The following is a 24,298-nucleotide window of genomic DNA, read 5'->3' on the forward strand; positions in this document are numbered from 1 at the left end:
CCCCTTGAACCCTCCCATGAGCGGCCACTCCCGTCACTCGCCGCAAACTCCGTGCCCCCTCAACCCACCGTCCCCGTTCGATTACAGTGCTGGACTGTCATGCGTCGGGCGGAGCCACAGTCACAGGAGGGGTCTTGGTGAGTGCGACAGCCGGGGCCGTGTGGGGCCGTGTCGAACAGCAGGACTTCCGCAGCCGGGTGCGCGGGACGCTGCTCGGGGCGGCCGTCGGGGACGCGCTCGGGGCGCCGGTCGACGACCTCCTTCTCGACCAGATCCGGGAGACGTACGGCGCCGAGGGGCTGGTGGACCTCGCCTTCGCCTTCGGCAGACGGGGTGCCGTCACCCACCTCACCCAGCTCACCCTCTTCTCCGTGGACGGGCTGATACGGGCCCAGGTGCGGCGTGACACCGGCGCCTGGCACCCGCCGACCGACCTGCACCGGGCGTACCTGCGGTGGGCGGCCACCCAGCGGGACTGGGGGCCCGACGAGCGCCGTAAGGACGACGGGTGGCTGGCGCGGGAGGAGTGGCTGTACGCGCGCCGGGACCCGGCCCGTTCGCTGCTGATCGGGCTCGGCGACGAGACCATGGGCACCCTGGACGCGCCCAAGAACCCGGCCGAGGTCGGGGCCGAGGCGGTCGCCCGGTCCGCGCCCTTCGGGCTGCTGGTCGGCTGGGAGCCCCAACTCGTCGTCCAGCTCGCGGTGGAGTGCGCCGCGCAGACCCACGGCCACCCGACCGCCTACCTGTCGGCGGGGGCGTACGCGGTGATCGTGCACGCGCTCGCCCGGGGCGACAGCCTCGACGGCGCCGTACAGCGGGCGCTGGCGCTGCTGGCCGCGCGGCCCGGACACCAGCCGGTGTCGGACGCCCTGCAGCACGCGCTGGGCGCGGTACGTCAGGGCATGCCCATCCCGCTGCGGGTGGAGGAACTGGCCGGCGACGGCTCCGCCGAGGGCGTGCTGGCCGCCGCGGTGTACTGCGCCCTGGTCGGCGAGGACGTACGGCACGGGCTGTGCCTGGCCGTGAACCAGGACGGCCCCTCGGGCCCGACCGGCGCCCTCACCGGCGGTCTCCTGGGCGCCCTGCACGGCGAGACCGCCCTCCCCCCGGCCTGGCTGGCCGAACTGGAGGGCCGCCCCACCATCCTCGAACTCGCCGACGACTTCGCCATGGAGATGACCCAGGGCCCGGCCCTCCACGGTCCGGCGGGCGCGGCCCCGGGCTGGCTGGCGCGGTATCCCAGGGCTTAGGGCCCTTCTGACGGATCTCCGCGGCGTCGCGACGCCCGGCACGCACTCCCCCACTCTCGGCTGCGCTCGAGCGGTGGGACCCCCATGCCGCACGGTGCGAAGGGACAGGTGGCTCCGCCACATGACCCTTCGCACCGCACGCCGGACGCTCACCGACGCGGGAGGCGGCTACTTCAAGATGGTCGACTCCGCCGGCGACCTGGTCGCGGATGTCGCGTCCGCCTCCACCGCCAACGGTGCCCTGATCGTCCAGGCGACGGACACCGGCGCCAATGACGAACTGTGGCAGGTCGTGCGGGTCAACTGAGAAGCGCACAGGCGATGGCCCGGGCTCCTGGTCGAGCCCGGGCCACCGCCCGTTCGTACCCTGTCCGGCTCAGTCCTTCACGGGCGCCCTGCCGAGGGTGTCGTCCACCCCGCCCGCGGGGACCGGCACCGCGGCCGCCGTGCTGTCGTCGTCCGTGTTGACGCGTTCGATGACGGCCAGGCGGTCCGGGGTGTCCTCGGGCTTGAGGTAGCCGACGAGGACGTACAGGAGCAGGGAGACGGCCAGCGGGACCGAGACCTGGTACTGGAGGGGGACGCCGCCCTTGACGTTCCAGTTGATCGGGTAGTTGACCAGCCAGAAGGCGAGCAGACCCATCGACCAGCTGGTGAGGGCCGCCGTGGGGCCGGAGCGGCGGAACGGGCGCAGCAGGCCCAGCATCATCGGGATGGCGATCGGGCCCATCAGACCCGCCACCCACTTGATGACGATCGTGATGATGTCCTTGAAGGCGGGGGAGTTGACCTGCGTCGCCACGGACATCGACAGGGCGAGGAAGACCACCGTGGTCACCCGGGCCGCGATGAGGCCGGAGCGCGGGCCCCACTCCCGGGCCCGCCGGGACAGCACCGGCGCCGCGTCCCGGGTGAAGACCGCCGCGATCGCGTTGGCGTCGGAGGAGCACATGGCCATCGTGTGGGAGAAGAAGCCGACGATGACGAGGCCCAACAGGCCGTGCGGAAGCAGCTGTTCGGTCATCAGGCCGTAGGAGTCGGAGCCGTCCGGCTTCTTGGCGTGGACCAGCAGCGGCGACATCCACATGGGGAAGAAGAGGACCACCGGCCACACCAGCCACAGGACGGCGGACAGCCGGGCCGAGCGTTCGGCCGCGCGCGGGCTGCCGGTGGCCATGTAGCGCTGGGCCTGGTTGAGCATGCCGCCGTTGTACTCGAAAAGCTTGATGAAGAGGAACGCGAGCAGGAAGACCGTCCCGTACGGCCCGACCAGACCCTTGCCGTGCCCGTGCAGGGCGGGCTGGTTCCAGGCGTCGAAGAAGCCGATGTTCTTGTCGTGCAGCTTCAGGACGACCGCGACGAACATGGAGACGCCGGCCAGCAACTGGATGACGAACTGGCCGAGTTCCGTCAGCGCGTCCGCCCACAGGCCGCCGATCGTGCAGTAGACGGCGGTGATCGCGCCGGTGATGAGGATGCCCTGGTTCAGCGTGACGCCGGTGAAGACGGACAGCAGCGTGGCGATCGCCGCCCACTTCGCGGCAACGTCCACGATCTTCAGCAGCATGCCGGACCAGACGAGGGCCTGCTGCGTCTTCAGGTCGTACCGGTTCTTCAGGTACTCCAGCGGGGAGGCCACATGGAGCCGGGAGCGCAGCCGGTTGATCCGCGGCGCGAACAGTTTCGAGCCGATGGCGATGCCCAGCGCGATCGGGAAGGACCAGGTCACGAAGGAGGTGACACCGTAGGTGTAGGCGATGCCCGCGTAGCCCGTGAACAGGACCGCGCTGTAACCCGACATGTGGTGCGAGATGCCGGACAGCCACCAGGGCATCTTGCCGCCGGCCGTGAAGAAGTCGCTGACGTTGCCCACCTGCTTGTGCGACCAGACGCCGATGGCCACCATCACGCCGAAATAGCCGATGAGCACGGCCCAGTCGAGACTGTTCATGAGCCCCCTTCCAGGGTCCGCTGCCGGGTTCGGGCATGTGAACTCTGGGTGGGGTGGCATGATCACGGCAAGCAAGCGTAGGGTCAAGAGACGGCAAAAATGTTCCGCTCAGTGGCCCAGGTTTACGTATATGAATGATCGGGTTGGCTGAAACCTGCCGCTCAGCGCATCAGCTCCCCCGCGTTGACCAGCAGCGACTGCCCGGTGATCGCCCGCGCCCGGTCCGAGGCCAGGAACACCGCCGCGTCGGCCACGTCCGCGTCCGTGGCGAGGTCGGGGAGCGCCATCCGGGAGGTCAGGCGCTGCAGCACCTCGGCCTCCGGGACGCCCTCCGTCTGTGCCGTGAACTGGACGTACGCCTGCACCGGCGGCCCCCACATCCAGCCCGGCAGCACGGTGTTGACCCGGATGCGGCGCGGCCCCAGTTCCCGGGCGAGCGAGTACATCGCGCTCGTCAGCGCCCCCTTGGAGGCCGCGTACGCCGCCTGCGCCACCTGCGTCGGAGCCGCCACGGACGACTGCGTCCCGATGAACACCACCGACCCCCCGCGCTCGCTCATCGCCGGCAGACACGCCCGCGTCATCCGCAGCGTGCCGACCAGGTTCACGTCGATCACCGCGTGCCAGGTGGCGAAGTCCGCGTCCGCGAGGCCGCCGAAGTAGCTGTCCCAGGCGGCCACATGGACCACCGCGTCGATCCGCCCGAACCGCTCCCGCGCGAGCCCCGCCAGCGCCTCGCACTGCCCCTCGTCGGTGATGTCCGTCGCCCGGTACGCCGTGTGCGCCCCGTCCGGATCGATCTCCCCGGCGCTCTTGGCGAGGTTCGCCTCCGTACGCGCCCCGAGCACCGCGTTCCCGCCGTCCCGGACGACCGCCGCGGCGACCTGGTGACCGAGCCCGACGCCGACTCCCGACACGACGACGGTCTTGCCCGTGAGCAGTGACATCCGAGCCTCCGGGGGTATGGCCAATTATCTGACGGGGCGTCAGAGTATGGGCGTCCGGCGGAGGACGGAAGGGGAGCGACATGAGCGAGGAAACCCGCAGCGACGTGTACGCCGAGCTGGCCGCGGTGGGGCCGTACGGGGTGCGGCCCGGCCACGCCCTCATCACCATGGTCGAACCGCACCCGGGCCACGAGTACGCGTACAACCGCTGGTACGAGGACGACCACTACTACGCCGGCGCGATGGCCATGCCCTGGATGTACGCCGGCCGCCGCTGGGTGGCCACCCGCGATCTCCAACTCCTGCGCTACCCCGAGAAGTCGGCGATCGCCCAGCCCGTCACCGCCGGCTGCTACATCTCGACGTACTGGGTCACGGACGGCCGCTACGACGACCACATGAAGTGGACCGTCGCCATCAACAAGCGCCTCAACCGCGACGCCCGGGTCTACCAGGACCGTACCCACGTCTTCACGGCGTTCCAGGACCACGAGGCGACCGTGTACCGGGACGGCGCGGCGGGGCCCCGCGACTTCCACGCCCTCGACCATCCCTACGCGGGGCTCGTGCTGGAGGTGATCGACGCCGAATCCCCGGAGCAGCGGGCGGAGTTGCTCGAGTGGCTGCGCTCACGGCACCTGCCCGGGCGCCTGGCGGGCTCCCCGGCCGCGATGGTCACCGTCTTCCGGCCGACACCGCTTCCCGGGGACCGCATGACCTACGTGAAGCAGGTCGAGGGCGTCGACACCCGGCTGACGCTGCTGTGGTTCCTGGAGGCGGATCCACGCGAGTGCTGGGAGGCGTACTTCACGGACCTGGACGAGCCGGTGGCCGAGGCGGGCCTGGGGAGGGTGGAACTGGTGGCGCCGTTCGTGCCGACCGTTCCCGGGACGGACCGCTACGTCGACCGCCTTCGGTAGCTCCAGGGCGGTTTCCGGACACAAGCCGAGCCCCCTCGGCAAGGACGGCGAGCTCGTCGAGAGGGCTCTGGTGGTGAAGCTTGTGCGGTTGTCGCATGCGTGACAGGCGTGCCGTTACGCCTTGACCGAGGCCACGAAGGCGTTCCAGGCGTCGGCCGGGAAGGCGAGGACCGGGCCCTCGGTGACCTTGGAGTCCCGAACGGCCATGGCCGCGATCACCGGGGACTTGACCTCTACGCACGCGCCGTTGCCGGTGGAGTAGGAGGACTTGGTCCAGGTGGCCTGGGCGCCCTGACGAATTGCCATTTTTGCTCCGTAATACCCGTTGATGAGTTGCTGGGTTTCCGCCAACCTTGGTGCGCGGTTGGCGTGATCGACGTTACTCGCCAACCTCGGAGTACGAAGCGACTATTCACTCGACCGGATGGCATATTCCAGGTGGGTCTTCCAATCCGGCCGGGGGAAGGTGTACTGTACGGCGCCTTCCGTCGAGGAAGGCCGAAGAAGGCCGATATGACGGGCCCCGGCCGGCCTCAGCGGGCGTACTCCTTCGCGATGTCCGCGATGCACTGACGCGACTGCTCCGGGTTCAGCGCCTGCGCCCTGAGGTGCTCGTACATGACGCTGTACTTCTGCACGTCGTTGGCCTTCTCCAGGTACAGGTCGCTGGTCACGCCCTCGATGTAGACGACGCTGGAGTCGGCCGCGTCGGGGAACTCCAGGATCGCGTACTGGCCGTTCACGCCCGGGTGCGCACCCATCTCGAAGGGGATGACCTGCACGGTGACGTGCGGCAGCTGGGACTGCTCGACGAGATGCTCCAACTGGTCCCGCATCAGCGACCTGTTGCCGACCACGCGCCTGAGCGCCGCCTCGTCCATCACGGTCCACAGCCGCAGCGGGTTCTCCGGCGCGGTGATTCGTTCCTGCCGACGCAGGCGCACCTGCACGCGCTTGTCCACGTCGGCGGCGGCCGTCTCCGGCAACGCCCCCGCGATCAGCGCCTCCGCGTACTGCCGGGTCTGCAACAGGCCGGGGACCACCTGGGGGTCGTACACCCGCAGACTGGCCGCGTCCGTCTCCAGCCCGATGTACACGCTGTAGGGGATGTCCCCGAAGGAGTGCCACCACCCCTGCTGGCGGCTGTCCTTGGCCATCTGCATCAGCGAGTCGACGATCCGGTGGTCCTCCACCTCGTACACCCCGCACAGATCGCGGACGTCGCGCTGGCTGATACTGCGCCGTCCGTTCTCCAGCCGGCTGATCTTCGACTGCGACACCAGCAGTCGCTCGGCGACCTCCTCGGCGGTCATGCCCTTGAGCTCACGGAGCCGGCGCAGCTCCTGGCCGAGCCGGCGTCGCCTGACGGTGGGATTGACATTGGACGCCACGGGACGTGCACCTCCGGCTGCGGACCACTGGTTGCCACTTTGCGTATCTGCTGCTGAGCAGACTGCCACCAAGGGGCTTACTACCGCTGCCAAACGGTGGATATGCGCTGCATACGCGCCAGTTCACGGCACATGGCGCGAGCCGGGCGCGAACGCGGTCGCGCGGGGCGGCGGGACCTCGCGATCCCGTCACCCCGCGCTAACCAGCGGCTCCCGAACCGGGTCTGGGGACTTCGGTGCGGCGTGTGCGGTACTGCCCTGTGCGTTGTCGTGGGCCCGCGGCTCAGTGGGCCACGACACGCGCCATGGAACCTCGGCGCGGCTGCATCGGAACACCACGAGCGGGTTCCGGTGCGGGCCTGGCGGGTCCGGCGGCGGCCTGACGGCCGGCCGGGGCCGGGCTGCGGCGGGGCTGGGCGGCCACGCCGTTCTGGACGTCCATCACGGCGTGCGCGACGAGCCCGCCCATGGGGTCGTGCCGGATCAGATCCCGCAACCGGGAGCGCGAGGACCTGCCCTCGTTGCCCGGGTACAGGTGCTTGCCGAGGCCGACCGCGTGCGCCAGCGCGGCGAGTGCCGCGGTCCGTGGGTCCGGCGGTACGCCGGTCCGGATCGCGGAATCCAGCCGGGCTCGGATCTCCCGGCTGATCTCGTTGTCCGTCGCCTGGTAGCGAGTCGTCGGCAGCACCCCGCACATCTGACCGGCCACGGCATGCACCATGCCGCACCGCTCCAGATGCGAGAGGTAGGTCTGGCGCAGCCCGAGACGCGGCCCGCCAATCCAGTTCACCGCCCGCACGGGAGCGCCGCGCCTACGCAGCAACTCCAACGCGCAGTCCAAGGTTGGGTCTCCAGTCGGCCGTGGGGCTACCACGGCGATACGATCCCCGTCTGGGGCTATCCGTCCGGCCAGCGCCAGCTCCACTAGCTGTGCTCCGGCCAGACCGAGGTCGAGCGACTGCGGCTGTGCAGTGGTACCCGTGGCCGGGTCCAGTGCCAGCAGCAGAAGCTCCTCCGGAAGTGTTCTGCGGCTCCTGCCCATCCATGCCTCCCCGCGTGGATGAAAGACAGGGTGACCCCTCTCACATTGGTCTGTCGAGGGTGCGTGACCTCTTTGTGAGGGAACCGGTAGGTATGTCGTTCTCGTCTACCGCAGGGGTTAAGCCCCCACACAGGACACTGGTACATGGTTCGGACAGCGTGTACGGCGGTGTCCCGGGCGGCGATTCACGGTTCGGTTGACGGTTCGGCAGCCGCGTGCGGAGCATGCGGCGGCACATGGAGGAGGCATCGGTGGCGGGCGAGTCCCCCGACAGGTCGAAACAGCGCGAGTCGTCGGCAGAACCGACGTCGGGGAGCGCGGTCCCGGTTCCCGAGACACCCCACCCGAAGCCCGACCCCCGCCTCACGACAACCCGAGGCGGCGTCGACACGGCAACCCGAGCCATCTCGACGCAGTCCCTCAGGCCCCGGCCCCAACACCGCCCGGACCCGTCCGACTCCGTTCGGGAGACGACGCCGGATGACGCGATCACCGGGGCGGAGGGCGAGACGGCCGAGGATGTGGCCGACGGGTCTGGCGCTGAGGCGGGCGCCCGTACGGCCGCCGGGGCGACGGACGGAGCGGCTGGGCCGGAGTCGACGCCGGATGGGGCCGACGGTTCGACGGGGGAGGCGGCCGGTGGCCGATCGCCCGCAACCGCCCGCGCGGCGGCCGACGGGGTGGCGGATGAGACCGCCGACGAGGCGGAAGCGGCTTCCGGCGGCGGTTCCGACGCGGCTGGGCCTGCGGCCGCCGAGGTCGAAGCGGGGTCCGACGGGACGAGCGGGGCCCGGGAGGCCGCGGCCGATGGGGCGGAAGGGTCGGTCGGGCGCGCAGCCGACGCGGTGACAGACGAGGCGGCCGGTGGACCGGCGGAGGGGACAGACGGCGGCGTGACCGGCGTGGAGGTGGCTGAGGGGCGGTCTGGGCCGTCGGAGAAGGCTGCGGGGGGTTCCGGAGCGTCCGAGGGCGCGGAGGCCGTCCAGAGGGCCGACGGCGCCGCGGAAGCGGAAGCCGTGGTGGAGGCTCGGGTGGCCGACGGCGCGGTGACGGGTGTCCCGAAGTCCGGGCGCGCCGAGGATGCGCAGGATGCCGACGGCGCCGGGGAGTCCGCGGAAGCGGAAGCCGTGGTGGAGGCTCGGGTGGCCGACGGCGCGGTGACGGGTGTCCCGAAGTCCGGGCGCGCCGAGGATGCGGAGGATGCCGACGGCGCCGGGGAGCCTGCGGAAGCGGAGGACGCCGGGGATGCTCGGCGGTCCGGCAGTGCGGCCGAGGAGGGTGACGATTCCCCAGAGGCGGCCGGCGAGGTCGGCGACGCGCGACTGCGCGCGGCTGTGGCGGCGTGGGTCCGGACGGGCGACACCGACTCGAAGGACGCCGAGGACGCCGAGGACGCCGAGGACGCTGACATCGATGCCGAGCCGCAGTCCGGAACGGACACGGCAACCGACGCCCCCGTCGACGAACCCGCGGTCGCCGATGGCGAGAAGGCCCCACAGGGGCCACCCGCACCCGGCGACGAAAGTGGTACGGGTGGTGCGGGTGGGAAAAACAAGGACAACGCACCCGCACCCGGCAAAGCATCCGGCGCCGCCCCGCAGGGCCCCGTCGATCAGCCCACCGCCGTCTTCAAGCGGCCCAAGCCGCAGGTCGACCAGCCGACCACCATGCTCAAGATCGGCGGCAAGCTGGCGGACGTTCCGTCCGACGCGCCCTCCGACGCCCCGTCCGACCCCGAGCGCACCAGCAAGTTCGTCGCGCTCAAGCCCCTCGACGAGCCCGCCACCAGGAAGCCGGCGGACGCCACCGCCCCCGTCCCCCAGGTCGGCCCCGAGCGCACCACCCAGCAGCCGCTGCCCCCGAAGCCGCCCCTCGACCTCCTGGCCGAGCTGACCAACACCCCGCCCCCGCCCCAGACCCCGGTCCGCACGGTCGTGCGCCGGGTCAAGATCTGGACCCCCCTCGTCCTGCTCCTCGTCCTCGTCTTTGCGATCGTGCAGGCCGTACGCCCCCTCCCGACCCCCACCCTCGCCCTCACCGCCGACAACTCGTACACCTTCTCCGGCAGCAGCGCCGCACTGCCGTGGCCGAACGAGGGCCAGGGCCGCCTGGACATCAACGGCATCGGCACGATGGGCACCTTCGGCAAGCAGACACCCGTCCCCATCGGCTCGGTCGCCAAGGCCATGACGGCGTACATCGTCCTCCAGGACCACCCGCTCAAACCGGGCCAGGACGGCCCGAAGATCACGGTGGACGCGCTCGCGGAGAAGGAGGGCGGCTACGACAAGCACAACGAGTCCACGCTCAACACCGTCAAGAAGGGCGACGTCCTCTCCGAGAAGCAGGCCCTGTCGGCGGTCATGATCCCGTCGGCGAACAACATCGCCCGCCTCCTCGCCCGCTGGGACGCCGGCTCCGAGGCCGCGTTCATCACGAAGATGAACGACACCGCCAAGAAGCTCGGCATGACCGGCACCACGTACACCGACGCCTCCGGTCTCAAGGAGACCACCGTCTCCACCGCCTCGGACCAGGTGAAGCTGGGCAACGAGCTGGTGCGGATCCCGGCCCTCATGGACATCACCAAGCTGCCGAACTGGACGGACCCCTCCGGCCAGAAGTGGCGCAACTACAACTCCCTCGTCCCCTACGACGGCGCCATCGGCATCAAGACCGGCACCACCACCAAGGCCGGCGGCAACCTCCTGTTCGCCGCCACCAAGGTCGTCGGAGGCGAGACGGTCACCGTGGTCGGCGCGATCCTCGGCCAGCACACGGCCCCGATCATCGACACCGTCAACGGGGTCAGCAAGACGGCGATGCTCGCGGCCCAGGCCGCGCTGAAGTCGGTGACGATCCTGAAGAAGGGCGATGTCGTCGGGTACGTCGACGACGAGCTCGGCGGCCACACCCCGATCGTCGCCACCAAGGACGTCACCGCCGTCGGCTGGTCCGGGTTCCGGGTGAAGCTGTCCTTCGCCGCCGGCCACGTCCCGCACACCGCGAAGGCCGGCACCCAGGTGGGCACCCTCACCGTCGGTGACGGCACCAGCGGTGCGGTGAAGGTCCCGGTGGCCCTGCAGAAGGACCTCGCCGAACCCGGCCTCACGGCCAAGCTCAAGCGCCTCGGCTGAGCCGTCGTCCCCCGTACGCCACCCCGTTCGGCACCGCGTACCCCGCCGGGCACCCGGCAGGGAGCCCTCGGGCGGGGTGCGTGCTAGCGTCACGAAACGGGCAGGTCGCCGTTCACGGTGCGCGACCGGGACACCCGACCGGGACGTGGCCGGGGCAACGGACGGCCGACGGGACGCGTCTCAGAACAGAAGACAGGACACCCAAGGGGAGTGCCTACAGGTGGCCACTGCGGAGCCGACACGCGCCGACGACGCCGATCCGGGCCCGGGAACCGGCCCGCGAATACGCGTGCCCGTAAACCCTCGCGAGAACCGGCCCGAGGACCGGCAGGGGGAAGTCCGTACGACGGCCTCCGCCGGAGACACGACCTCCGTCAGGGACAGAGGCCTCCGCGCCTTCCACGCCCTGCGGGAGCGCCTGCTGCGCCACCCGGTGCTCTCGATCACCGTCCTGTCGGGCCTCCTGCACATCGCCTGGTTCTTCACGTTCGCGAACAGTGGTGGTGACCTCGCGGCGCAGGACGCGTGGGCCGAGTTCGTCGGCCGGCACCCCGACTCGGCGTACAACCTCGCCTGGTACGGCGGGATGCACCCGGTGTCGTACAGCATGGTGTCGCCGTACCTGATGTCGCTGCTCGGCGTCCGTATGACCATGATGATCGCCGGGACGTTCTCGGCCGGGCTGCTGACCATGATCCTCATCCGCAGCCGGGCGGTGCGGAACCCGCTGTGGGCCTCGCTGGCGGGTCTCGTCGCCTTCCTGTGCAACGCGGCCTCGGGGCGGGTCACCTTCGGTCTGGGCACGATGTTCGCGCTGGGCGCGGTCGCCGTCGTCTTCTGCTGGCCGCGCAAGTGGCGTCACAAGCGGCGCGCCAAGGCCGCCTGCGCCGCGCTGCTGGCGGCGCTCGCCACCATGTCCTCGCCGGTGGCCGGCCTGTTCGTGGGGCTGGTCGCCGTCGCGCTGTTCCTGCAGAAGCGCCGGCCCGGCGCCTGGGCGCTCGGCCTGGCGCCGGCCGCCGTGGTGGGGGTGTCGGCCTGGCTGTTCCCCTTCTCGGGCACCCAGCCGATGACGATCGCCTCGGTGATACTGCCCTTCACCTACGCCGTCTTCTGCTTCACCCTGGTCCCCAAGGAGTGGGCGACGGTCCGGCTGACGTCGGCCGTGTACGGCTTCGGGGTGCTCGCCGTCTGGCTGGTCAGCTCGCAGATCGGGTCCAACATCACCCGGCTCGCGATGCTGTTCGCCGGGGTCACGCTGGTCGCGGCGCTGCCGTTCCACGCCCGGCGCTCGCGGCAGTGGTGGCTGACCGTGGTGGCCATAGTGGGTTTCACGTTCTGGATCGGCTACAAGTCGGTGGACGACGTCATCCACACCACGCCCGCCGCGTCCTGGGCGCGCGAGCTCGCGCCCCTGGTCAACCAGCTCCAGAAGGCCGGCGCCGAGAAGGGCCGCGTCGAGGTCGTCCCCGCCCGCTCCCACCGCGAGGCCTCCGCGCTCGCCCCGTACGTCAACCTGGCCCGCGGCTGGAACCGCCAGGCCGACATGGAGCGCAACCCGATCTTCTACGACGACACCCTCGACTCGGCGAACTACCACGAGTGGCTCCAGCGCTGGGCCGTCCACTTCGTCGTGCTGCCCAAGGACGAACCGGACGGCAACGGCGGGGAGCGCGAGCGGCAGCTCCTGCAGGAGGGCATGCCGTATCTGAAGCAGATCTGGGGCGACGCCAACTGGCAGCTGTTCCAGGTCACCGACGCGGCGCCGCTGGCCGAGCCGAACGCAGTGGTCGACCGGGCCGAGCAGGGCGAGATGACCATGCAGGTCAAGAAGGCCGGCCGGATCCTCATCAAGATCCCGTACTCGCCGTGGCTGAGCATCGTCGACGCCCAGGGCAAGAAGCTCAAGCCCCCGCAGGAGACGCAGGCCTCCAAGCACCGCGCCGAGGGCCGGCCGAAGTCGTACGACAACGTCAACGGCTGCCTGATGGAGACCGGGAAGGACGCGTACGGCGACCAGTGGACGATGCTCATCGCCCCGAAGGCGGGGACGTACCGCCTGGCGGCGCCCTACACGCTGCCCCGCGGCACGCCCTGCCCCGACGAACTCAAATGATCACAGGTCAGCCTGCGAGCGCGCTCTCCACGGCCGCCACGACCTCCGGCGCCTCCGGCTCGGTCTGCGGCGAGAACCGGGCGACGACCTTGCCGTCCCGGCCGACCAGGAACTTCTCGAAGTTCCAGCGGATGTCGCCGGTGTGGCCCTCCGCGTCGGCGAAGCCGGTCAGCCGGTCGTAGAGGGGGTGCCGGCCCTCGCCGTTCACCTCGACCTTCTCGGTCAGCGGAAACGTCACGCCGTAGGTCGCCGAGCAGAACTCGGCGATCTCCTCGGCGCTGCCCGGCTCCTGGCCCAGGAACTGGTTGCAGGGCACGCCGAGGACGGTGAAGCCCTGGTCGGCGTAGCGCTCGTGGAGGCGCTCGAGCCCGGTGTACTGCGGGGTCAGCCCGCACTTGGATGCCACGTTCACGATCAGGACCGCCCTGCCCGCGTACTGGGAGAGGTCGGCGGATCCGCCCTGGAGGGCGCCGATCTCCACGTCGAGGGGACCGGCGCCGTTGCTGTCTGCAGTCGTCATGAGCGGATGCTAACTCCGGTACGTGTCGGGCCGGTTCCCGGCCTCCAGGAGCACCTCGCCGGCCGGCGTGCGGGAGTAGAGGACCGAACGGCCCGAGCGCCCGCGTTCCACCAGCCCCGCATCCAGCAGGACCTTCAGGTGCCGGCCGACGGAACCCAGCGCCTGCCCGGTCACCGCCACCAACAGGGTCGTGCTCAGGGGGGAGTCGAGCAGCGTCAGGACCTCGGCGCGGGCCGCCCCCAGCAGGGCGCCGAGAGCGGCGGGGACCGCCTCGCGGTCGGCGCCCGACAGGACGCCCGCGCACGGGTAGACGAGGGCGTAGCGCCGCCGGTCGTCCTCCCAGGAGACCCAGCCGCCCTGCCGCTGCGGGGTCACCGGGACGAAGACCAGTTCGGCGCCGGAGATCTCGCGGGGCGGGTACTCGAAGAGGTTCACCTGCAGCCGGTTCTCGCCGAGCCAGCGGGTCCGCCCCGGCCGCAGCTCGTCCAGCACCGTCGCCCAGCCGCCCTGGCTGACCTGCGCGGTGCGGGCGACCACGTCGGCCTCCAGGACGCGCCGGCGCCGGTCCCAGTACGGCCGTACCGTCTCGGTCCAGACGTGGGCGAACAGGTCGGCCGCGCGCTCGGGCAGGTCGTCGCGGTCCAGGGCGGCGGGCAGTGGGCCGCCGGCCAGCGAGACGACCAGGTCGGCGCGGGCCCGGTCGGCGGGCGTGGTCCGTACCCGGGCGAGGCCCTCGTCGACGGATTCGCCGTCCCTCGGGGTGGGGGCTAGGAAGTCCGCGGTCCAGACCCGTCCGAGCCCGGCGCGCACCAGCAGCGCGGTGACGGGATCGGCGGCCAGCCGCGCGCGGTAGCCCGGCAGGTGCTCGCGCAGCCACGCCCGCTCGCCCGGGTGCGCGGCCTCACCGGCGTGCAGCAGCTTGAGCGAGGCCAGCGTCTCGGCGAGCGGGGACAGCACGAACCGGCTGCCCGCGAGCGTGTCGGCGTTGATCTGCCACCACCCCATACCGCGCGCCCCCCACTGCCCTGGCCTGGACGACCTTTCGCGCTCACGCGAAACAGTAACGGCCCGTCGCCCCGCCTTCCGAGACTGCGTCCATGCGCAGCTACCAAGACCTCTTCCGCACACCGGAGTTCACGCCGTTCTTCCTCGCCTCCGCCGCCCAGACCGCGGCCCAGACGATCGGCGGTCTGGCGCTCGGCACCCTGGTCTACCGGGTCACCGACTCGCCGCTGCTGTCCGCGGTGAGCATGTTCGGGCCGCAGTTGGCGCAGGTGCTGGGGGCCACGTTCCTGCTGTCGGGCGCCGACCGGCTGCCGCCGAGGTCGACCCTGACCGGCATCGGCCTCGCCTTCGCGGCCGGCACGGCGCTGCTCGCGCTGCCCGGTCTGCCGATCGCGGCCGTCTTCGCCCTCGTCCTCGTCCAGGGCCTCGTCGCCTCCCTCGGTGGGGGAGTGCGCTGGGGGCTGCTGAACGAGATCCTCTCCAAGGACGGCTATCTGCTGGGGCGTTCGGTGTTCAACATGCTCTCCGGGCTGATGCAGATCACCGGGTTCGCGACCGGCGGCGTCCTGCTGACCGTCCTGTCCCCCCAGGCGTGTCTGCTGCTGGCGGCCGCCCTCTACGCCACGACCGCCCTCGGCATGCGGCTCGGGCTGACCGCACGCCCGCCGCGCTCCGCGGGCCGCCCGACCGTCTCGGCGACCTGGCGCACCAACGTCCTGCTGTGGTCCGACCGCCCCCGCCGCCTCACCTACCTGGGCCTGTGGATCCCCAACGGCCTGGTCGTCGGCTGCGAGTCGCTCTACGTCTCCTACGCGCCGCACGCCGCCGGCGCGCTGTTCGCCTGCGGGGCACTGGGCATGTTCGCCGGCGACGTGACCGTCGGCCGCCTGGTCCCGGCCACGGTACGCCGGCGATTGGCGACCCCACTGCTCCTGCTGCTGGCCACGCCCTACCTGTTCTTCGCCCTGCACCCGGCGCTCCCCGTGGCCGCCCTCGCCGCCGCCCTCGCCTCGGTGGGCTTCGGCGCGAGCCTGGTCCAACAGGAGCGGCTGATGCGCCTGACCCCCGACGAACTGAGCGGCCACGCCCTCGGGTTGCACTCCTCGGGAATGCTCACGATGCAGGGCGTGGCGGCGGCCCTGGCGGGTTTGCTGGCCCAACTGACCACACCGGCCCGGTCGATGACCCTGATGGCCCTCGCGTCGATCGCGGTGACGTTGACGCTGTCCGCGGCCGCCCGCCGCGGGGCGCCCCAACGGGTGCCGGTGGCACAGGAGTCGTAGCCCTGAAGGGGCCTCACTGCGGACGCCCGGCAACTGGCCGTCCTGCTGCCGGCCGACGCGGAGACGGCCCAGGCGGTGGAACGGCTGCGCAGCCGCCGCTCCCACGGCACCCTCCGCGCGATCTCCTGACGGCGGACGTCAGGTCGCCGCCGCCCCGTACACCTCTTTCACGTTCGGCCGGGGTGCCGGGCGGTGCCGCGCGGCCGGGCCCTCGGCGAAGGCGCGCAGGAGGTTCTCGGTGGTGCGGGTCACGAAGGCGCGGGTGCGGACGTTCATGCCGTGGTCGTGGCCGCCGTCGGGGGTGCCGGCCATCAGGGCCTCGACCCAGCGCATGGTGCCGCTGGCGAAGACGCCCGCGCCGCCGGGGGCGGTGTAGTACGCCGAGTCGCTGTGGCTGGAGTTTCCGTTGCACACCAAGGGCGAGTGCGCGGTGATCTCGAGCGGCTCGGGGACGGGTGCGCCGGGGGTGACCCGGTCGTACTCGACGCCCACCAGATGGTCGAAGCCGTCGCCCGCCCGGACGCCGGTCCCCTCGTACAGCCAGTGGTCGGCGGCGTGGACGACGTACGGGGCGTCGACCGGATAGCCCTCGTAGAGCACGCCGGTGAGCGAGGACTCGGGGTCGGGGGCCGGGGCCGCCCGGAAGTCGGTGGTGACCAGGTCGGGCCGGGACGGGTCGCAGGGATCGGCGTGGTAGTCCGACTTGTAGCAGACCACGGTGCGTTCGGGCGCTGTCCCGCCCGCCTCCAGACGTATCCGGCGGAAGCAGGTGTTGGCGCCGAGGAAGGCGACGTTGGTGCCGGCGTCGCGGGCCGCGGTGACGTGCTGCCGCTGCTGGGGCGTCCAGTACTCGTCGTGCCCCAGGCTGACCACGGCCCGGGCGCCGTGCAGGACGCCGGGATCGCGGTGGACGTCCGCGCCGGTGGTGTAGGCGAGCGGTATGCCGAGCCGTTCGGCCAGCACCACCGCCGCCCGCTCGTACACCAGGAACTTCTCGGCGCCCTCCGCGTCGTAGGGCCGGTCGAAGCTGACGGCGAGCGAACGGGTGAGGTAGGCGCCGTCGGCACCGGCGTAGAGGCTGTATCCGCCCCACCTGTTGTACGCCTGCCAGGTGGCCGGGGCGTGCATGAGGACGGTACGGCCGACGCCCTCGGTGGACCGCACGATGAGCGGGACGTAGCGCTGGTGGCCGTTGTCCGCCTCAAGCCGCAGCAGGTACGCCCCCTCGGGCCAGCCCGCGGTGGAGAAGCTGAGGGTGCGCCGCCAGTCGGCACGGACGGTGCGGGTGTCGGACAGCAGACGCGGCGCCGACTGCACTCTCCCCGGTATGCGCTCCGAGGCCCAGACGCGGCGCGCCTGCGCGCCCCCGTACCAGCCGACGCGGAAGGCGGAGACACGGAAGGAGGACGCGGTGGTCGACACGTACAGTCCGCATTCCTCCCCGGGCGTCACACTCACCCGGTCGGCGTACCCGACCACGGCGTCCGGCGGCCCCTGGGACCGGATCCGCCAGTCGGAGGTCCCGGGCCGATCGCGCTCGGCCGTCGTCGTCACCGGGTGCCGCGCGCCCCCACCGTGACCACGACCCCCCTCCGCCCCGGGCGAGCACGCGGCGGCCGCCGCGGAACCGACACCGACCCCGGCGCACACCCGCAGGAACCCCCGGCGCCCCAACTCCCCAGAACTCGGACCCACACCGCCTCCCGCACGTCACCACACCCGAAACGCCCTTCCTGGGCCACGGTGCCACAGCCGGGGCGGGGGCGCTCCGCCGACGTCGGGCTGTGACCCACCTCGGCGCCGTCGAAACAACTCCATGGTGAAGCCTTGGCCAAAGCCATAAGATCCCCCCCGACCAACCAGAAACCTGTGGGGGAACACTCATGCGCGCAACCACGCGCCGCCTCGCCCTGCTCGGCGCCGGCGCCGCGCTGCTCACCACCGCCCTCGGCGCCACCGCCGCCCGGGCGGACGACGGCGGCAGCGGCGACATCACGATCGACAAGGTCGTCGTCAACGGCGGCAAACCGGTCGTCGTCGGCACCACCAAGGTGGTGTCCGCCAAGGTCTCCGTGACCGCGTCGGACGACTCCGGCATCGCCGAGACCACGTACATCAGCGCCTTCGGCCCGAACCCGAACTACGCGCAGATCTGGTACGACGACGGCGCCATCACGTGCGTCAAGGCGAACGCCACCACGTCGACCTGCACCGGCACCCTGACCTTCGACCCGCAGGCGGCGACCGGCTTCGTCGACAACAACGCCGCCGCCACCTGGAACCTCTCCACCCTCGTCACGGCCAACGACCTCGACTACATCCACCGCGACGCGGCCACCACGTTCAGGGTGCAGCGCGCCTCGTCCGTCACGGTCAACGCCGCACCGGAGCCGGTCCGCAAGGGCAGGACCATCACCGTCACCGGCAAGCTCGCCCGGGCCAACTGGGACGACAACAAGTACCACGGCTACGCCAACCAGCCGGTGAAGCTGCAGTTCCGCAAGAAGGGCGGCACCACCTACACCACCCTGAAGACGATCAGCTCCAACACGACGGGCGACCTCAAAACCACCGTCACCGCCACCGCCGACGGCTACTACCGCTACAGCTTCGCGGGGACGCCCACCACGGCGGCGAGCGACGCGGCGGGGGACTTCGTGCACGTGCGCTGACGTGAGGCACTGGCGACGGCGCGTCGCCAACTGGCCGGCGCGCCGGTACTCGTGCCTGGACGTACGTGCGCACGCGGCTTCGCCGGTATGGGGGGCAGCTGTTCAGTCCAGGATGGCCGTGGCTTCGACCTCGACCAGATGGTCGGGGACGTCCAGGGCCGCGACACCCAGCAGCGTGGTCGGCGGGACCGGGGTGATCCCCAGCTTCGCGGACGCCCGGGCGATGCCCTCCAGGAGCGGGGGCATCTTGTCGGGGGTCCAGTCGACGACGTAGAAGGTCAGCTTCGCCACGTCGTCGAAGGTTCCGCCCGCCGCTGACAGGGCGGTGCCGATGTTGAGGTAGCACTGCTCGACCTGCGCGGCGAGGTCACCTTCGCCGACCGTGGTCCCCCCGGCGTCCCAGGCGACCTGACCGGCGATGAAGACCAGCTTCGACCCCGTCGCGATCGACACCTGCCGATAGACATCGATCTTGGGCAGTCCACTCGGGTTCACCAGCTTGATGGCCATGGTGCTGCTTCCTTGTCTCGGTCTCTTGTGGTTACTCAGGAACCGTAGGAGAGTGAACGCTGACATGGAAGAACGCACTTTCCAGTGACGGGGGAACCCGATGGTGACCAAGGGCTCAGCCGAGGATGCGGACCTCCGGCGCGCGGACTCGCTGGCGCGGGAGATCTTCTCCGACGTCGCCAACAAGTGGGCGTTCCTGATCATCGAGACTCTCGGTGAGCGCACCCTGCGTTTCAGCGAACTGCGCAACGAGATCGAGGGCATCAGCCACAAGATGCTCACCCAGAACCTGCGCATGCTGGAGCGCAACGGCCTGGTCGAGAGGAACGTGCACCCCACCGTCCCGCCGCGGGTCGAATACACCCTCACCGAGCCGGGCCAGGGCCTGCGCGCGACCGTTGACGGCATGTGCGACTGGACGCACCGCTACTTCGGGCACATCGAGGCCGCCCGCCACCGCTTCGACGCCTGACGGAGTATCAGCGCCTGCGACAGATCGCGGAAGAGGCCGGAGAGGCGTGGCTCAACCGGCTGGCCGACGAAGCCGACTCCGAGGGAACGGAAGGGTCGGTCTCGCTCGAGGAGATGGCCGCCTTGCTCCGCGTCCATGAGGCCTGACCCATTGGGGCACGTCACGCGCTTCACGCCGCGCGCCCAGCGGGACATGCTCGAGATGCTCTCGGGCAGCCGGTCCTCCAGGGACGGCAGCAGCAGGGCCTGATGCGCGTCGAACGCCCGGAAAGTCTTGTCCACCGCCGCCGGACTGCCCTGAGGCCGCTTCGTCTCGGTCGGCTCCATCTCGAACAGCCGACCCCGGTCCCGCATGCCGAGATCATCTCGTACGAAAGATCACGAGCTGCAGGTGGGTTGCCCGTTACTGGGGAGCGCGCCTCCAACGCCTGATGAAGCGGTTACTGAGGTTGAACTCGTGATGTCGCCGGGTTGCTCAGGTGAGTCTGAATTGTCGGTCCGGTCTCGGCGAGGCGGTCGTCTATGACCAGACCGCCGGCCGCCACCGATTACCGGGTGCGCTCAGCGCGGTCGTCGTACTCTTCGCGGGCGGTGATGACTTCTTCGATGTGCAGCACGGACCACTCCGTGAGTGCCTTCAGCGGTTCCCGCAGCGTCTGGCCGAGCGCGGTCAGCTCGTACTCCACGTGCGGCGGCACCTCTGGGTAGACGGTCCGGCTGATCAGCCCGTCGCGTTCGAGGGTGCGCAGCGTCTGGGTGAGCATCTTCTCGCTCACGCCCGCCAGCGCCTGCCGGAGCCGGCCGAACCGGGAGGTCCCGTTCCGGCCGAGTTCGCCCAGCACGAGGACCGCCCACTTGCTGCCGATCTGGTCGAGCAGGTCCCGCGACGGGCAGCCGCGCTCGTAAGGATCGAACGACGGTATGCGCCCGGTCACGTTCTCGACAGCAGCCATTCGGCTCACCTCAATGCTTTCTCTCCCGTAAGTACCCTACCAATAAGTGGCTACTCCCCAGCAGAGAGTGTGCAGATCATCCTGTGTTGCATCCGCCGCGGACGGACCGCGGCAGGCGTGCGAGGCACGCGCGGCAGGAAGGAATGACCATCATGCCGATCGTCGTCACCGGAGCCACCGGCCAGCTGGGCGGGCTCACCATCGAGGCACTGCTGCGGCGCGGGATCCCGGCCGCGGACATCATCGCGACCGGCCGGGACATCGACCGGATCAAGGACCTGGCCGACCGAGGCATCACGGTACGCCGCGCCGACTTCGCGGACGCCGACGGTCTGGCCGAGGCATTCGCGGGGGCGGACAGGCTGCTGCTGATCTCGGCCTCGGTCCCCGTGGGCGAGCGGGTCGCCAACCACCGCCGCGTGATCGACGCCGCGGCGTCCGCAGGCGTGTCGCTGGTGGCCTACACGAGCACGACGCACGCGGACACGGTCACCACCGTCATCGGTGCCACGCACCGCGCGACCGAGGAGTATCTGCGGGACTGCGGAATCCCCAGCGTGCTGCTGCGCAACGGCTGGTACCTGGAGAACTACACCAGCCAACTGCCGCAGATCCTGCAGAACGGCGCCGTCGTCGGCGCCGCAGGCGAGGGGCGGATCAGCGCCGCGTCCCGCGCCGACTACGCCGAGGCCGCAGCGGTCGTCCTCACCGCTGAAGGTCACACCGGCGCCGTGTACGAGCTCGGCGGCGACGAATCCTTCACGCTGACCGAGCTCGCCGCCACGATCTCCGCTGCGGCCGGAAAGCAGGTGACCTACTCTGACCTCCCGGTGACCGACTTCGCCCAGGTACTGGCCGCTGCGGGCCTGCCCGCCGAGCTGGCTGAGGTCCTCGCTGACGCTGACCGCGGCATGAACCGTGGCGAGATGTACACCGACTCCGGCCACTTGCGCCGCCTGATCGGCCGCCCGCCCGTGACCCTGACCGAGGCACTCGCGGTCGCCCTGCACAACTGAGGTTGTACTCGGGATGTGGCCGGGTTGCTCAGGTGGGTCTGATTGTCAGGCCGGTCTCGGCGAGGCAGCTGTCCATGAGTTCGCTGCGGTACTGGATGTGCCGTAGGCCGCGCCGGATGCGCTGGACGAGGTGTTCGGGGATGCTGAGGCGACGTTGGAGAGCCAGCCTGGCGAGGACCGCAGGGACCCCTGGGGCGCCATCGCCCCCGTCGTCCACGCCATCCGCGTCCTCGAAGGCGTCGTCCCCGGTAGGGAGAAGGCAGGGGCTTCGACGTGCTGCTCGGCAGAGCCTGGCCGGCGTAGGGTGCCGGACCTCATCGCGCCGTCCGGGGCCGGCCGCGATGCACACCACTGACGGTGAGATGCAGGGGTCAGGACGCTCCGGTCGTCGTCTGCGCGGGCTGCGTGGTGGGGGCCGGGGCGTTGGCCGGGGACTGAGGGCGGCGACCGGAGGAGTGCTCGACAACGCCGGACGCCAGTTGGGAGACGCTCGGCAGTACGTGGGCGTAGCCGGCGCCGAGCAGCAGGGCTGCGGCTGTCGCGGCGGTGGCCGTCCGGCGGGTCGTGGTGCTCACCCGCCGGAGTCCGCGTTCGCGCCGGCGCACCCGGTCGGAGTCGTGCGTGGGGTCGGGCATGGTCGGCCTCCTTCGGGCGAAGGCGGTGCCGCAAGGCGATCGTCCGGCTCGCGGACGCCATGTCATCAGCGTGCGTCGCGGCGCGTCTGGAAGCCGTTCGGGAAAGCTTCAGATGTGGCAAAGCCGAGTGACTGCGGCAGCGGCTCCCGCGCGTGCGCTGTCCTGCGGCCGGTCCGGGGAGCCGTCCGCGTCGTCCTAGTCTTGGTGCCGTGGAACAGGAAACCGGCTCCCGGGCGGAGCCGGACGCGCTCGCGGTGCTGGTCGTCGAGGACGACCCCGGCCTCGCCGGGTCGCTGGTGCGCGGCCTCGACCGCGCCGGGTACCGGGCGGCCAGTGTGGGCACCGCGCGCGGGGCGCTCACCCACGCCCCGGCACCCGACGTGGTCCTGCTCGACCTCGGACTGCCCGACATGGACGGTATCGAGGTCTGCCGCAGGCTGCGCCGCAGGTCGGACGTGGTGATCATCGTGGTGACCGCCCGCGGCGAGGAGGGCGACAGGGTCGCCGCCCTCGACGAGGGCGCCGACGACTACCTGGTCAAGCCCTTCGGGCTGGCGGAGCTGCTGGCGCGGATCAGGGCCGTTCTGCGTCGCGTCCGCCCCGCCGAGCCCGAGCTGCTGGCCTACGGCCCGCTCGTGGTCGACCCGCGTACCCGCAGGGTGACCGTCGGTGGAGAGGACATCGCGCTCACCCCCAAGGAGTTCGACATCCTCCAGTGCCTCGTCGCCGATCCGGGCCGGGTCGTGACGCGCCAGGAGATCCTGGAACGAGCCTGGGACGCCCACTGGTACGGGCCCACGAAGGTGCTGGACGTCCATATGGCCGCGTTGCGCCGCAAACTGGGCGTGCCCGGACTGGTCGAGACGGTCTACGGGCGAGGCTTCCGCCTCGGTGAAGTCGGCTGACGCGCCGTGACCCGTCGCATCGCGCTCAGCGTTCTCGCCCTGATCACCGCGGTACTGGTGCTGGCGGTGGTGCCGCTCGGGCTGATCATGACGCAGCGCGAGCAGACCTCGTTCCGGGGTGATGCGGCCGCGAAGGCGAGGTCGATCGCCTCCGCGGTCGAGGAGCATCTGTCCGACCACAAGCCGGACGCGGCGGCGCGGAGCCTTGTCGCTCAGGCCCAGGGCAGAGGCGACTGCGCGACCGTCTACGACAGCGCGCGCCGCGTGGTGCTGTCGACCGTGTGCTCCGACGTGGCCGGGGGCGCCCCCGCGCGGCTGGTCTCGTCCGTGCTCGCCCACCCGGAGACCCGGGTGCGCCAGGACGAGCAGTGGCTGACCACCGCGGTACCGGTCGGCGACTCCTCGGACCCGGTCGGGGTCGCCGTCCTGAGCCGGTCGGCCGATCCGCTGCACGACCGGATCCTGGTCTTGTGGGGCTGGCTCGCGCTGATCGGCGTCGGCGGCCTCGCCGCCGCCGTGCTGATGTCGGTGCTGCTGGCCCGCTGGGTCGGCCGTCCGCTGCGGGTGCTGGACCGGGCGGCACAGCGGCTGGGCGAGGGGGCGCTGGACGAGCGGGCGCCGGCCGAGGCAGGGCCGCAGGAGGTGCGCCGTCTCGCGGCGACGTTCAACACCATGGCCGCCCGCACCGAGGCCCTGGTGCACGGTCACCGTGCCGTCGTCGCCGACGTGTCCCACCAGCTGCGCACGCCACTGGCCGCGCTCCGGCTGCGGCTCGACCTGCTCGCCGTCGACGCCGAAGGGGACACCGCGGCCGAACTGGCCGACGCGCAGGGCGAGATCGCCCGCCTGTCCCGGCTGGTGGACGGCATGCTGGCGGTGGCCCGTGCCGAGCACGCGGTGCCGCGACCGGTGCCGGTCCGGGTGGACCGCGTCGTGGCCGAACGCGTCGCCGCCTGGGAGCCCGTCGCCGACGCGGGCCGGGTCCGGCTCGCCGTCGACTGCCGCCCCCGGCTGACCGCCTTCCTCGGCGAGGGCGACCTCGAGCAGGTGCTCGACAACCTGATCGCCAACGCCCTCGACGCGGTCCAGGACGGCGGCCGGGTGCTGATCACCGGTAAGCGGACCCACGAGACGGTTCAGCTGCGGGTCGTGGACAACGGCCCCGGGATGACCCAGGCGGCGCGGGAGAGCGCGTTCCGCAGGTTCGGCAACCCCGAGGCGAGCGGTAGCGGGCTGGGCCTGGCCATTGTCCACCGGCTGGTCACCGCCAACGGCGGCACCGCGGCCCTGCTGGACTCACCCGGTGGTGGCCTGAGCGTGACGCTGTCGCTGCCCGCGTCCCGGCGGCTACGCGACCGCGGTGGCAGGTCCGACCCCGGCGGCCCCCGGCCGAGCGACGCCTGAATCCCTCCAAGGGCCCGCGCAGGTGATCGCCTTCACCCTCCTGACCACCACATTCGCTGATCTTTGCGGGTTCTGAAGGATTCCTGAACCGGATACAGACAGTCGCCTGCGCAGGCTGGTCGACGGATACCCACAGGTACGGCCGCGCAGTGTCGAGCACTTCGACGGCA

23 protein-coding genes and 1 pseudogene are annotated in these 24,298 nt (G+C 71.2%); 11 read left to right on the plus strand and 13 right to left on the minus strand.

Annotated features, from left to right (window positions below; translation table 11 throughout):
* Window positions 1–137 precede the first annotated feature (137 nt).
* Complete coding sequence (locus ACIRVK_RS28590; RefSeq protein WP_404251977.1) at window positions 138–1,253, plus strand: ADP-ribosylglycohydrolase family protein; 1,116 nt, start codon at window positions 138–140, stop codon at window positions 1,251–1,253.
* Between the two features lie 121 nt (window positions 1,254–1,374).
* Window positions 1,375–1,560, plus strand: coding sequence for an RICIN domain-containing protein (locus ACIRVK_RS28595; RefSeq protein WP_404251978.1), 186 nt, complete (start codon window positions 1,375–1,377; stop codon window positions 1,558–1,560).
* A 69-nt stretch (window positions 1,561–1,629) separates the two neighbouring features.
* On the opposite strand, the gene ACIRVK_RS28600 is transcribed toward ACIRVK_RS28595, so the two are convergent.
* Window positions 1,630–3,204, minus strand: coding sequence for a sodium:solute symporter family protein (locus ACIRVK_RS28600; RefSeq protein ID WP_404251979.1), 1,575 nt, complete (start codon window positions 3,202–3,204; stop codon window positions 1,630–1,632).
* Between the two features lie 161 nt (window positions 3,205–3,365).
* Window positions 3,366–4,151, minus strand: a complete 786-nt coding sequence (locus ACIRVK_RS28605; protein ID WP_404251980.1) for an SDR family oxidoreductase — start codon at window positions 4,149–4,151, stop codon at window positions 3,366–3,368.
* A gap of 80 nt (window positions 4,152–4,231) precedes the next feature.
* Here ACIRVK_RS28605 and ACIRVK_RS28610 point away from each other — a divergent pair, with 80 nt between their 5' ends.
* Entirely contained in the window at window positions 4,232–5,071 is an 840-nt protein-coding gene (locus tag ACIRVK_RS28610; RefSeq protein ID WP_404251982.1) for a hypothetical protein, read from the plus strand.
* Between the two features lie 114 nt (window positions 5,072–5,185).
* Here the strand turns inward: ACIRVK_RS28610 and ACIRVK_RS28615 are convergent, their stop codons facing one another.
* From ACIRVK_RS28615 to ACIRVK_RS28625, 3 genes are all read right to left on the minus strand, one after another.
* Window positions 5,186–5,377, minus strand: coding sequence for a DUF397 domain-containing protein (locus ACIRVK_RS28615; RefSeq protein WP_404251984.1), 192 nt, complete (start codon window positions 5,375–5,377; stop codon window positions 5,186–5,188).
* Window positions 5,378–5,604: 227 nt separating this feature from the next.
* Complete coding sequence (locus tag ACIRVK_RS28620; RefSeq protein ID WP_404251986.1) at window positions 5,605–6,462, minus strand: helix-turn-helix domain-containing protein; 858 nt, start codon at window positions 6,460–6,462, stop codon at window positions 5,605–5,607.
* Window positions 6,463–6,745: 283 nt separating this feature from the next.
* Complete coding sequence (locus ACIRVK_RS28625) at window positions 6,746–7,504, minus strand: GPP34 family phosphoprotein (protein WP_404251989.1); 759 nt, start codon at window positions 7,502–7,504, stop codon at window positions 6,746–6,748.
* Window positions 7,505–7,740: 236 nt separating this feature from the next.
* Here ACIRVK_RS28625 and ACIRVK_RS28630 point away from each other — a divergent pair, with 236 nt between their 5' ends.
* Together ACIRVK_RS28630 and ACIRVK_RS28635 are read left to right on the plus strand one after the other, a co-directional pair.
* Entirely contained in the window at window positions 7,741–10,641 is a 2,901-nt protein-coding gene (locus tag ACIRVK_RS28630) for a D-alanyl-D-alanine carboxypeptidase (RefSeq protein WP_404251991.1), read from the plus strand.
* Window positions 10,642–10,861: 220 nt separating this feature from the next.
* Complete coding sequence (locus ACIRVK_RS28635; RefSeq protein WP_404251993.1) at window positions 10,862–12,754, plus strand: MFS transporter; 1,893 nt, start codon at window positions 10,862–10,864, stop codon at window positions 12,752–12,754.
* 7 nt (window positions 12,755–12,761) lie between these two features.
* On the opposite strand, the gene ACIRVK_RS28640 is transcribed toward ACIRVK_RS28635, so the two are convergent.
* Both ACIRVK_RS28640 and ACIRVK_RS28645 read right to left on the minus strand, forming a co-directional pair.
* The gene (locus ACIRVK_RS28640) at window positions 12,762–13,274 is read right to left on the minus strand and encodes a glutathione peroxidase (RefSeq protein ID WP_404251995.1); all 513 of its coding nucleotides are present in this window, start codon (window positions 13,272–13,274) and stop codon (window positions 12,762–12,764) included.
* Window positions 13,275–13,283: 9 nt separating this feature from the next.
* Window positions 13,284–14,279: a transcriptional regulator gene (locus ACIRVK_RS28645; protein ID WP_404251997.1), complete on the minus strand. Its 996-nt coding sequence runs from the start codon at window positions 14,277–14,279 to the stop codon at window positions 13,284–13,286.
* A gap of 92 nt (window positions 14,280–14,371) precedes the next feature.
* Here ACIRVK_RS28645 and ACIRVK_RS28650 point away from each other — a divergent pair, with 92 nt between their 5' ends.
* The gene (locus ACIRVK_RS28650) at window positions 14,372–15,562 is read left to right on the plus strand and encodes an MFS transporter (RefSeq protein WP_404251999.1); all 1,191 of its coding nucleotides are present in this window, start codon (window positions 14,372–14,374) and stop codon (window positions 15,560–15,562) included.
* Window positions 15,563–15,700: 138 nt separating this feature from the next.
* On the opposite strand, the gene ACIRVK_RS28655 is transcribed toward ACIRVK_RS28650, so the two are convergent.
* Entirely contained in the window at window positions 15,701–17,116 is a 1,416-nt protein-coding gene (locus ACIRVK_RS28655) for a N,N-dimethylformamidase beta subunit family domain-containing protein (RefSeq protein ID WP_404252001.1), read from the minus strand.
* A 329-nt stretch (window positions 17,117–17,445) separates the two neighbouring features.
* Here ACIRVK_RS28655 and ACIRVK_RS28660 point away from each other — a divergent pair, with 329 nt between their 5' ends.
* Window positions 17,446–18,234 (plus strand): calcium-binding protein, encoded by a 789-nt coding sequence (locus ACIRVK_RS28660; RefSeq protein ID WP_404252003.1) that lies wholly within the window; start codon window positions 17,446–17,448, stop codon window positions 18,232–18,234.
* Between the two features lie 102 nt (window positions 18,235–18,336).
* Here ACIRVK_RS28660 and ACIRVK_RS28665 read toward each other — a convergent pair whose 3' ends face one another.
* Entirely contained in the window at window positions 18,337–18,744 is a 408-nt protein-coding gene (locus ACIRVK_RS28665; protein ID WP_404252005.1) for a RidA family protein, read from the minus strand.
* Window positions 18,745–18,844: 100 nt separating this feature from the next.
* On the opposite strand from ACIRVK_RS28665, the gene ACIRVK_RS28670 reads away from it, so the two are divergent.
* Entirely contained in the window at window positions 18,845–19,216 is a 372-nt protein-coding gene (locus tag ACIRVK_RS28670) for a winged helix-turn-helix transcriptional regulator (protein WP_404252007.1), read from the plus strand.
* On the opposite strand, the gene ACIRVK_RS28675 is transcribed toward ACIRVK_RS28670, so the two are convergent.
* Both ACIRVK_RS28675 and ACIRVK_RS28680 read right to left on the minus strand, forming a co-directional pair.
* Window positions 19,171–19,569, minus strand: coding sequence for a hypothetical protein (locus ACIRVK_RS28675; protein WP_404252009.1), 399 nt, complete (start codon window positions 19,567–19,569; stop codon window positions 19,171–19,173). The genes ACIRVK_RS28670 and ACIRVK_RS28675 overlap by 46 nt on opposite strands.
* Before the next feature lie 194 nt (window positions 19,570–19,763).
* Window positions 19,764–20,168 (minus strand): winged helix-turn-helix transcriptional regulator, encoded by a 405-nt coding sequence (locus tag ACIRVK_RS28680; RefSeq protein WP_404252011.1) that lies wholly within the window; start codon window positions 20,166–20,168, stop codon window positions 19,764–19,766.
* Window positions 20,169–20,311: 143 nt separating this feature from the next.
* On the opposite strand from ACIRVK_RS28680, the gene ACIRVK_RS28685 reads away from it, so the two are divergent.
* On the plus strand, window positions 20,312–21,184 hold the full coding sequence (locus ACIRVK_RS28685; protein WP_404252013.1) for an SDR family oxidoreductase: 873 nt from the start codon (window positions 20,312–20,314) through the stop codon (window positions 21,182–21,184).
* Window positions 21,185–21,212: 28 nt separating this feature from the next.
* Here ACIRVK_RS28685 and ACIRVK_RS28690 read toward each other — a convergent pair.
* Both ACIRVK_RS28690 and ACIRVK_RS28695 read right to left on the minus strand, forming a co-directional pair.
* Window positions 21,213–21,352, minus strand: a pseudogene (locus ACIRVK_RS28690) (IS630 family transposase); the annotation flags it as partial.
* A 203-nt stretch (window positions 21,353–21,555) separates the two neighbouring features.
* A complete protein-coding gene (locus ACIRVK_RS28695) occupies window positions 21,556–21,819 on the minus strand; it encodes a hypothetical protein (RefSeq protein ID WP_404252015.1) in 264 nt (87 codons plus the stop codon).
* A 209-nt stretch (window positions 21,820–22,028) separates the two neighbouring features.
* Between ACIRVK_RS28695 and ACIRVK_RS28700 the strand changes: the two genes are divergently transcribed.
* Both ACIRVK_RS28700 and ACIRVK_RS28705 read left to right on the plus strand, forming a co-directional pair.
* Window positions 22,029–22,724 (plus strand): response regulator transcription factor, encoded by a 696-nt coding sequence (locus tag ACIRVK_RS28700; protein ID WP_404252017.1) that lies wholly within the window; start codon window positions 22,029–22,031, stop codon window positions 22,722–22,724.
* 6 nt (window positions 22,725–22,730) lie between these two features.
* Window positions 22,731–24,128: a sensor histidine kinase gene (locus ACIRVK_RS28705; protein ID WP_404252019.1), complete on the plus strand. Its 1,398-nt coding sequence runs from the start codon at window positions 22,731–22,733 to the stop codon at window positions 24,126–24,128.
* The last annotated feature ends 170 nt before the right edge of the window (window positions 24,129–24,298 follow it).

The sequence above is a fragment of the Streptomyces sp. NPDC101152 genome (genome assembly GCF_044768275.1).
Taxonomy (GTDB): Bacteria; Actinomycetota; Actinomycetes; order Streptomycetales; family Streptomycetaceae; genus Streptomyces.

Coding starts and splice junctions, on each gene's coding strand:
- ACIRVK_RS28600 (WP_404251979.1), bottom strand. CDS start 3,204: ATGAACAGTCTCGACTGGGCCGTGCTCATCGGCTATTTCGGCGTGATG.
- ACIRVK_RS28695 (WP_404252015.1), bottom strand. CDS start 21,819: ATGCCCGACCCCACGCACGACTCCGACCGGGTGCGCCGGCGCGAACGC.
- ACIRVK_RS28630 (WP_404251991.1), top strand. CDS start 7,741: ATGGAGGAGGCATCGGTGGCGGGCGAGTCCCCCGACAGGTCGAAACAG.
- ACIRVK_RS28675 (WP_404252009.1), bottom strand. CDS start 19,569: ATGCGGGACCGGGGTCGGCTGTTCGAGATGGAGCCGACCGAGACGAAG.
- ACIRVK_RS28670 (WP_404252007.1), top strand. CDS start 18,845: ATGGTGACCAAGGGCTCAGCCGAGGATGCGGACCTCCGGCGCGCGGAC.
- ACIRVK_RS28645 (WP_404251997.1), bottom strand. CDS start 14,279: ATGGGGTGGTGGCAGATCAACGCCGACACGCTCGCGGGCAGCCGGTTC.
- ACIRVK_RS28595 (WP_404251978.1), top strand. CDS start 1,375: ATGACCCTTCGCACCGCACGCCGGACGCTCACCGACGCGGGAGGCGGC.
- ACIRVK_RS28610 (WP_404251982.1), top strand. CDS start 4,232: ATGAGCGAGGAAACCCGCAGCGACGTGTACGCCGAGCTGGCCGCGGTG.
- ACIRVK_RS28625 (WP_404251989.1), bottom strand. CDS start 7,504: ATGGGCAGGAGCCGCAGAACACTTCCGGAGGAGCTTCTGCTGCTGGCA.
- ACIRVK_RS28650 (WP_404251999.1), top strand. CDS start 14,372: ATGCGCAGCTACCAAGACCTCTTCCGCACACCGGAGTTCACGCCGTTC.
- ACIRVK_RS28640 (WP_404251995.1), bottom strand. CDS start 13,274: ATGACGACTGCAGACAGCAACGGCGCCGGTCCCCTCGACGTGGAGATC.
- ACIRVK_RS28680 (WP_404252011.1), bottom strand. CDS start 20,168: ATGGCTGCTGTCGAGAACGTGACCGGGCGCATACCGTCGTTCGATCCT.
- ACIRVK_RS28685 (WP_404252013.1), top strand. CDS start 20,312: ATGACCATCATGCCGATCGTCGTCACCGGAGCCACCGGCCAGCTGGGC.
- ACIRVK_RS28665 (WP_404252005.1), bottom strand. CDS start 18,744: ATGGCCATCAAGCTGGTGAACCCGAGTGGACTGCCCAAGATCGATGTC.
- ACIRVK_RS28660 (WP_404252003.1), top strand. CDS start 17,446: ATGCGCGCAACCACGCGCCGCCTCGCCCTGCTCGGCGCCGGCGCCGCG.
- ACIRVK_RS28605 (WP_404251980.1), bottom strand. CDS start 4,151: ATGTCACTGCTCACGGGCAAGACCGTCGTCGTGTCGGGAGTCGGCGTC.
- ACIRVK_RS28615 (WP_404251984.1), bottom strand. CDS start 5,377: ATGGCAATTCGTCAGGGCGCCCAGGCCACCTGGACCAAGTCCTCCTAC.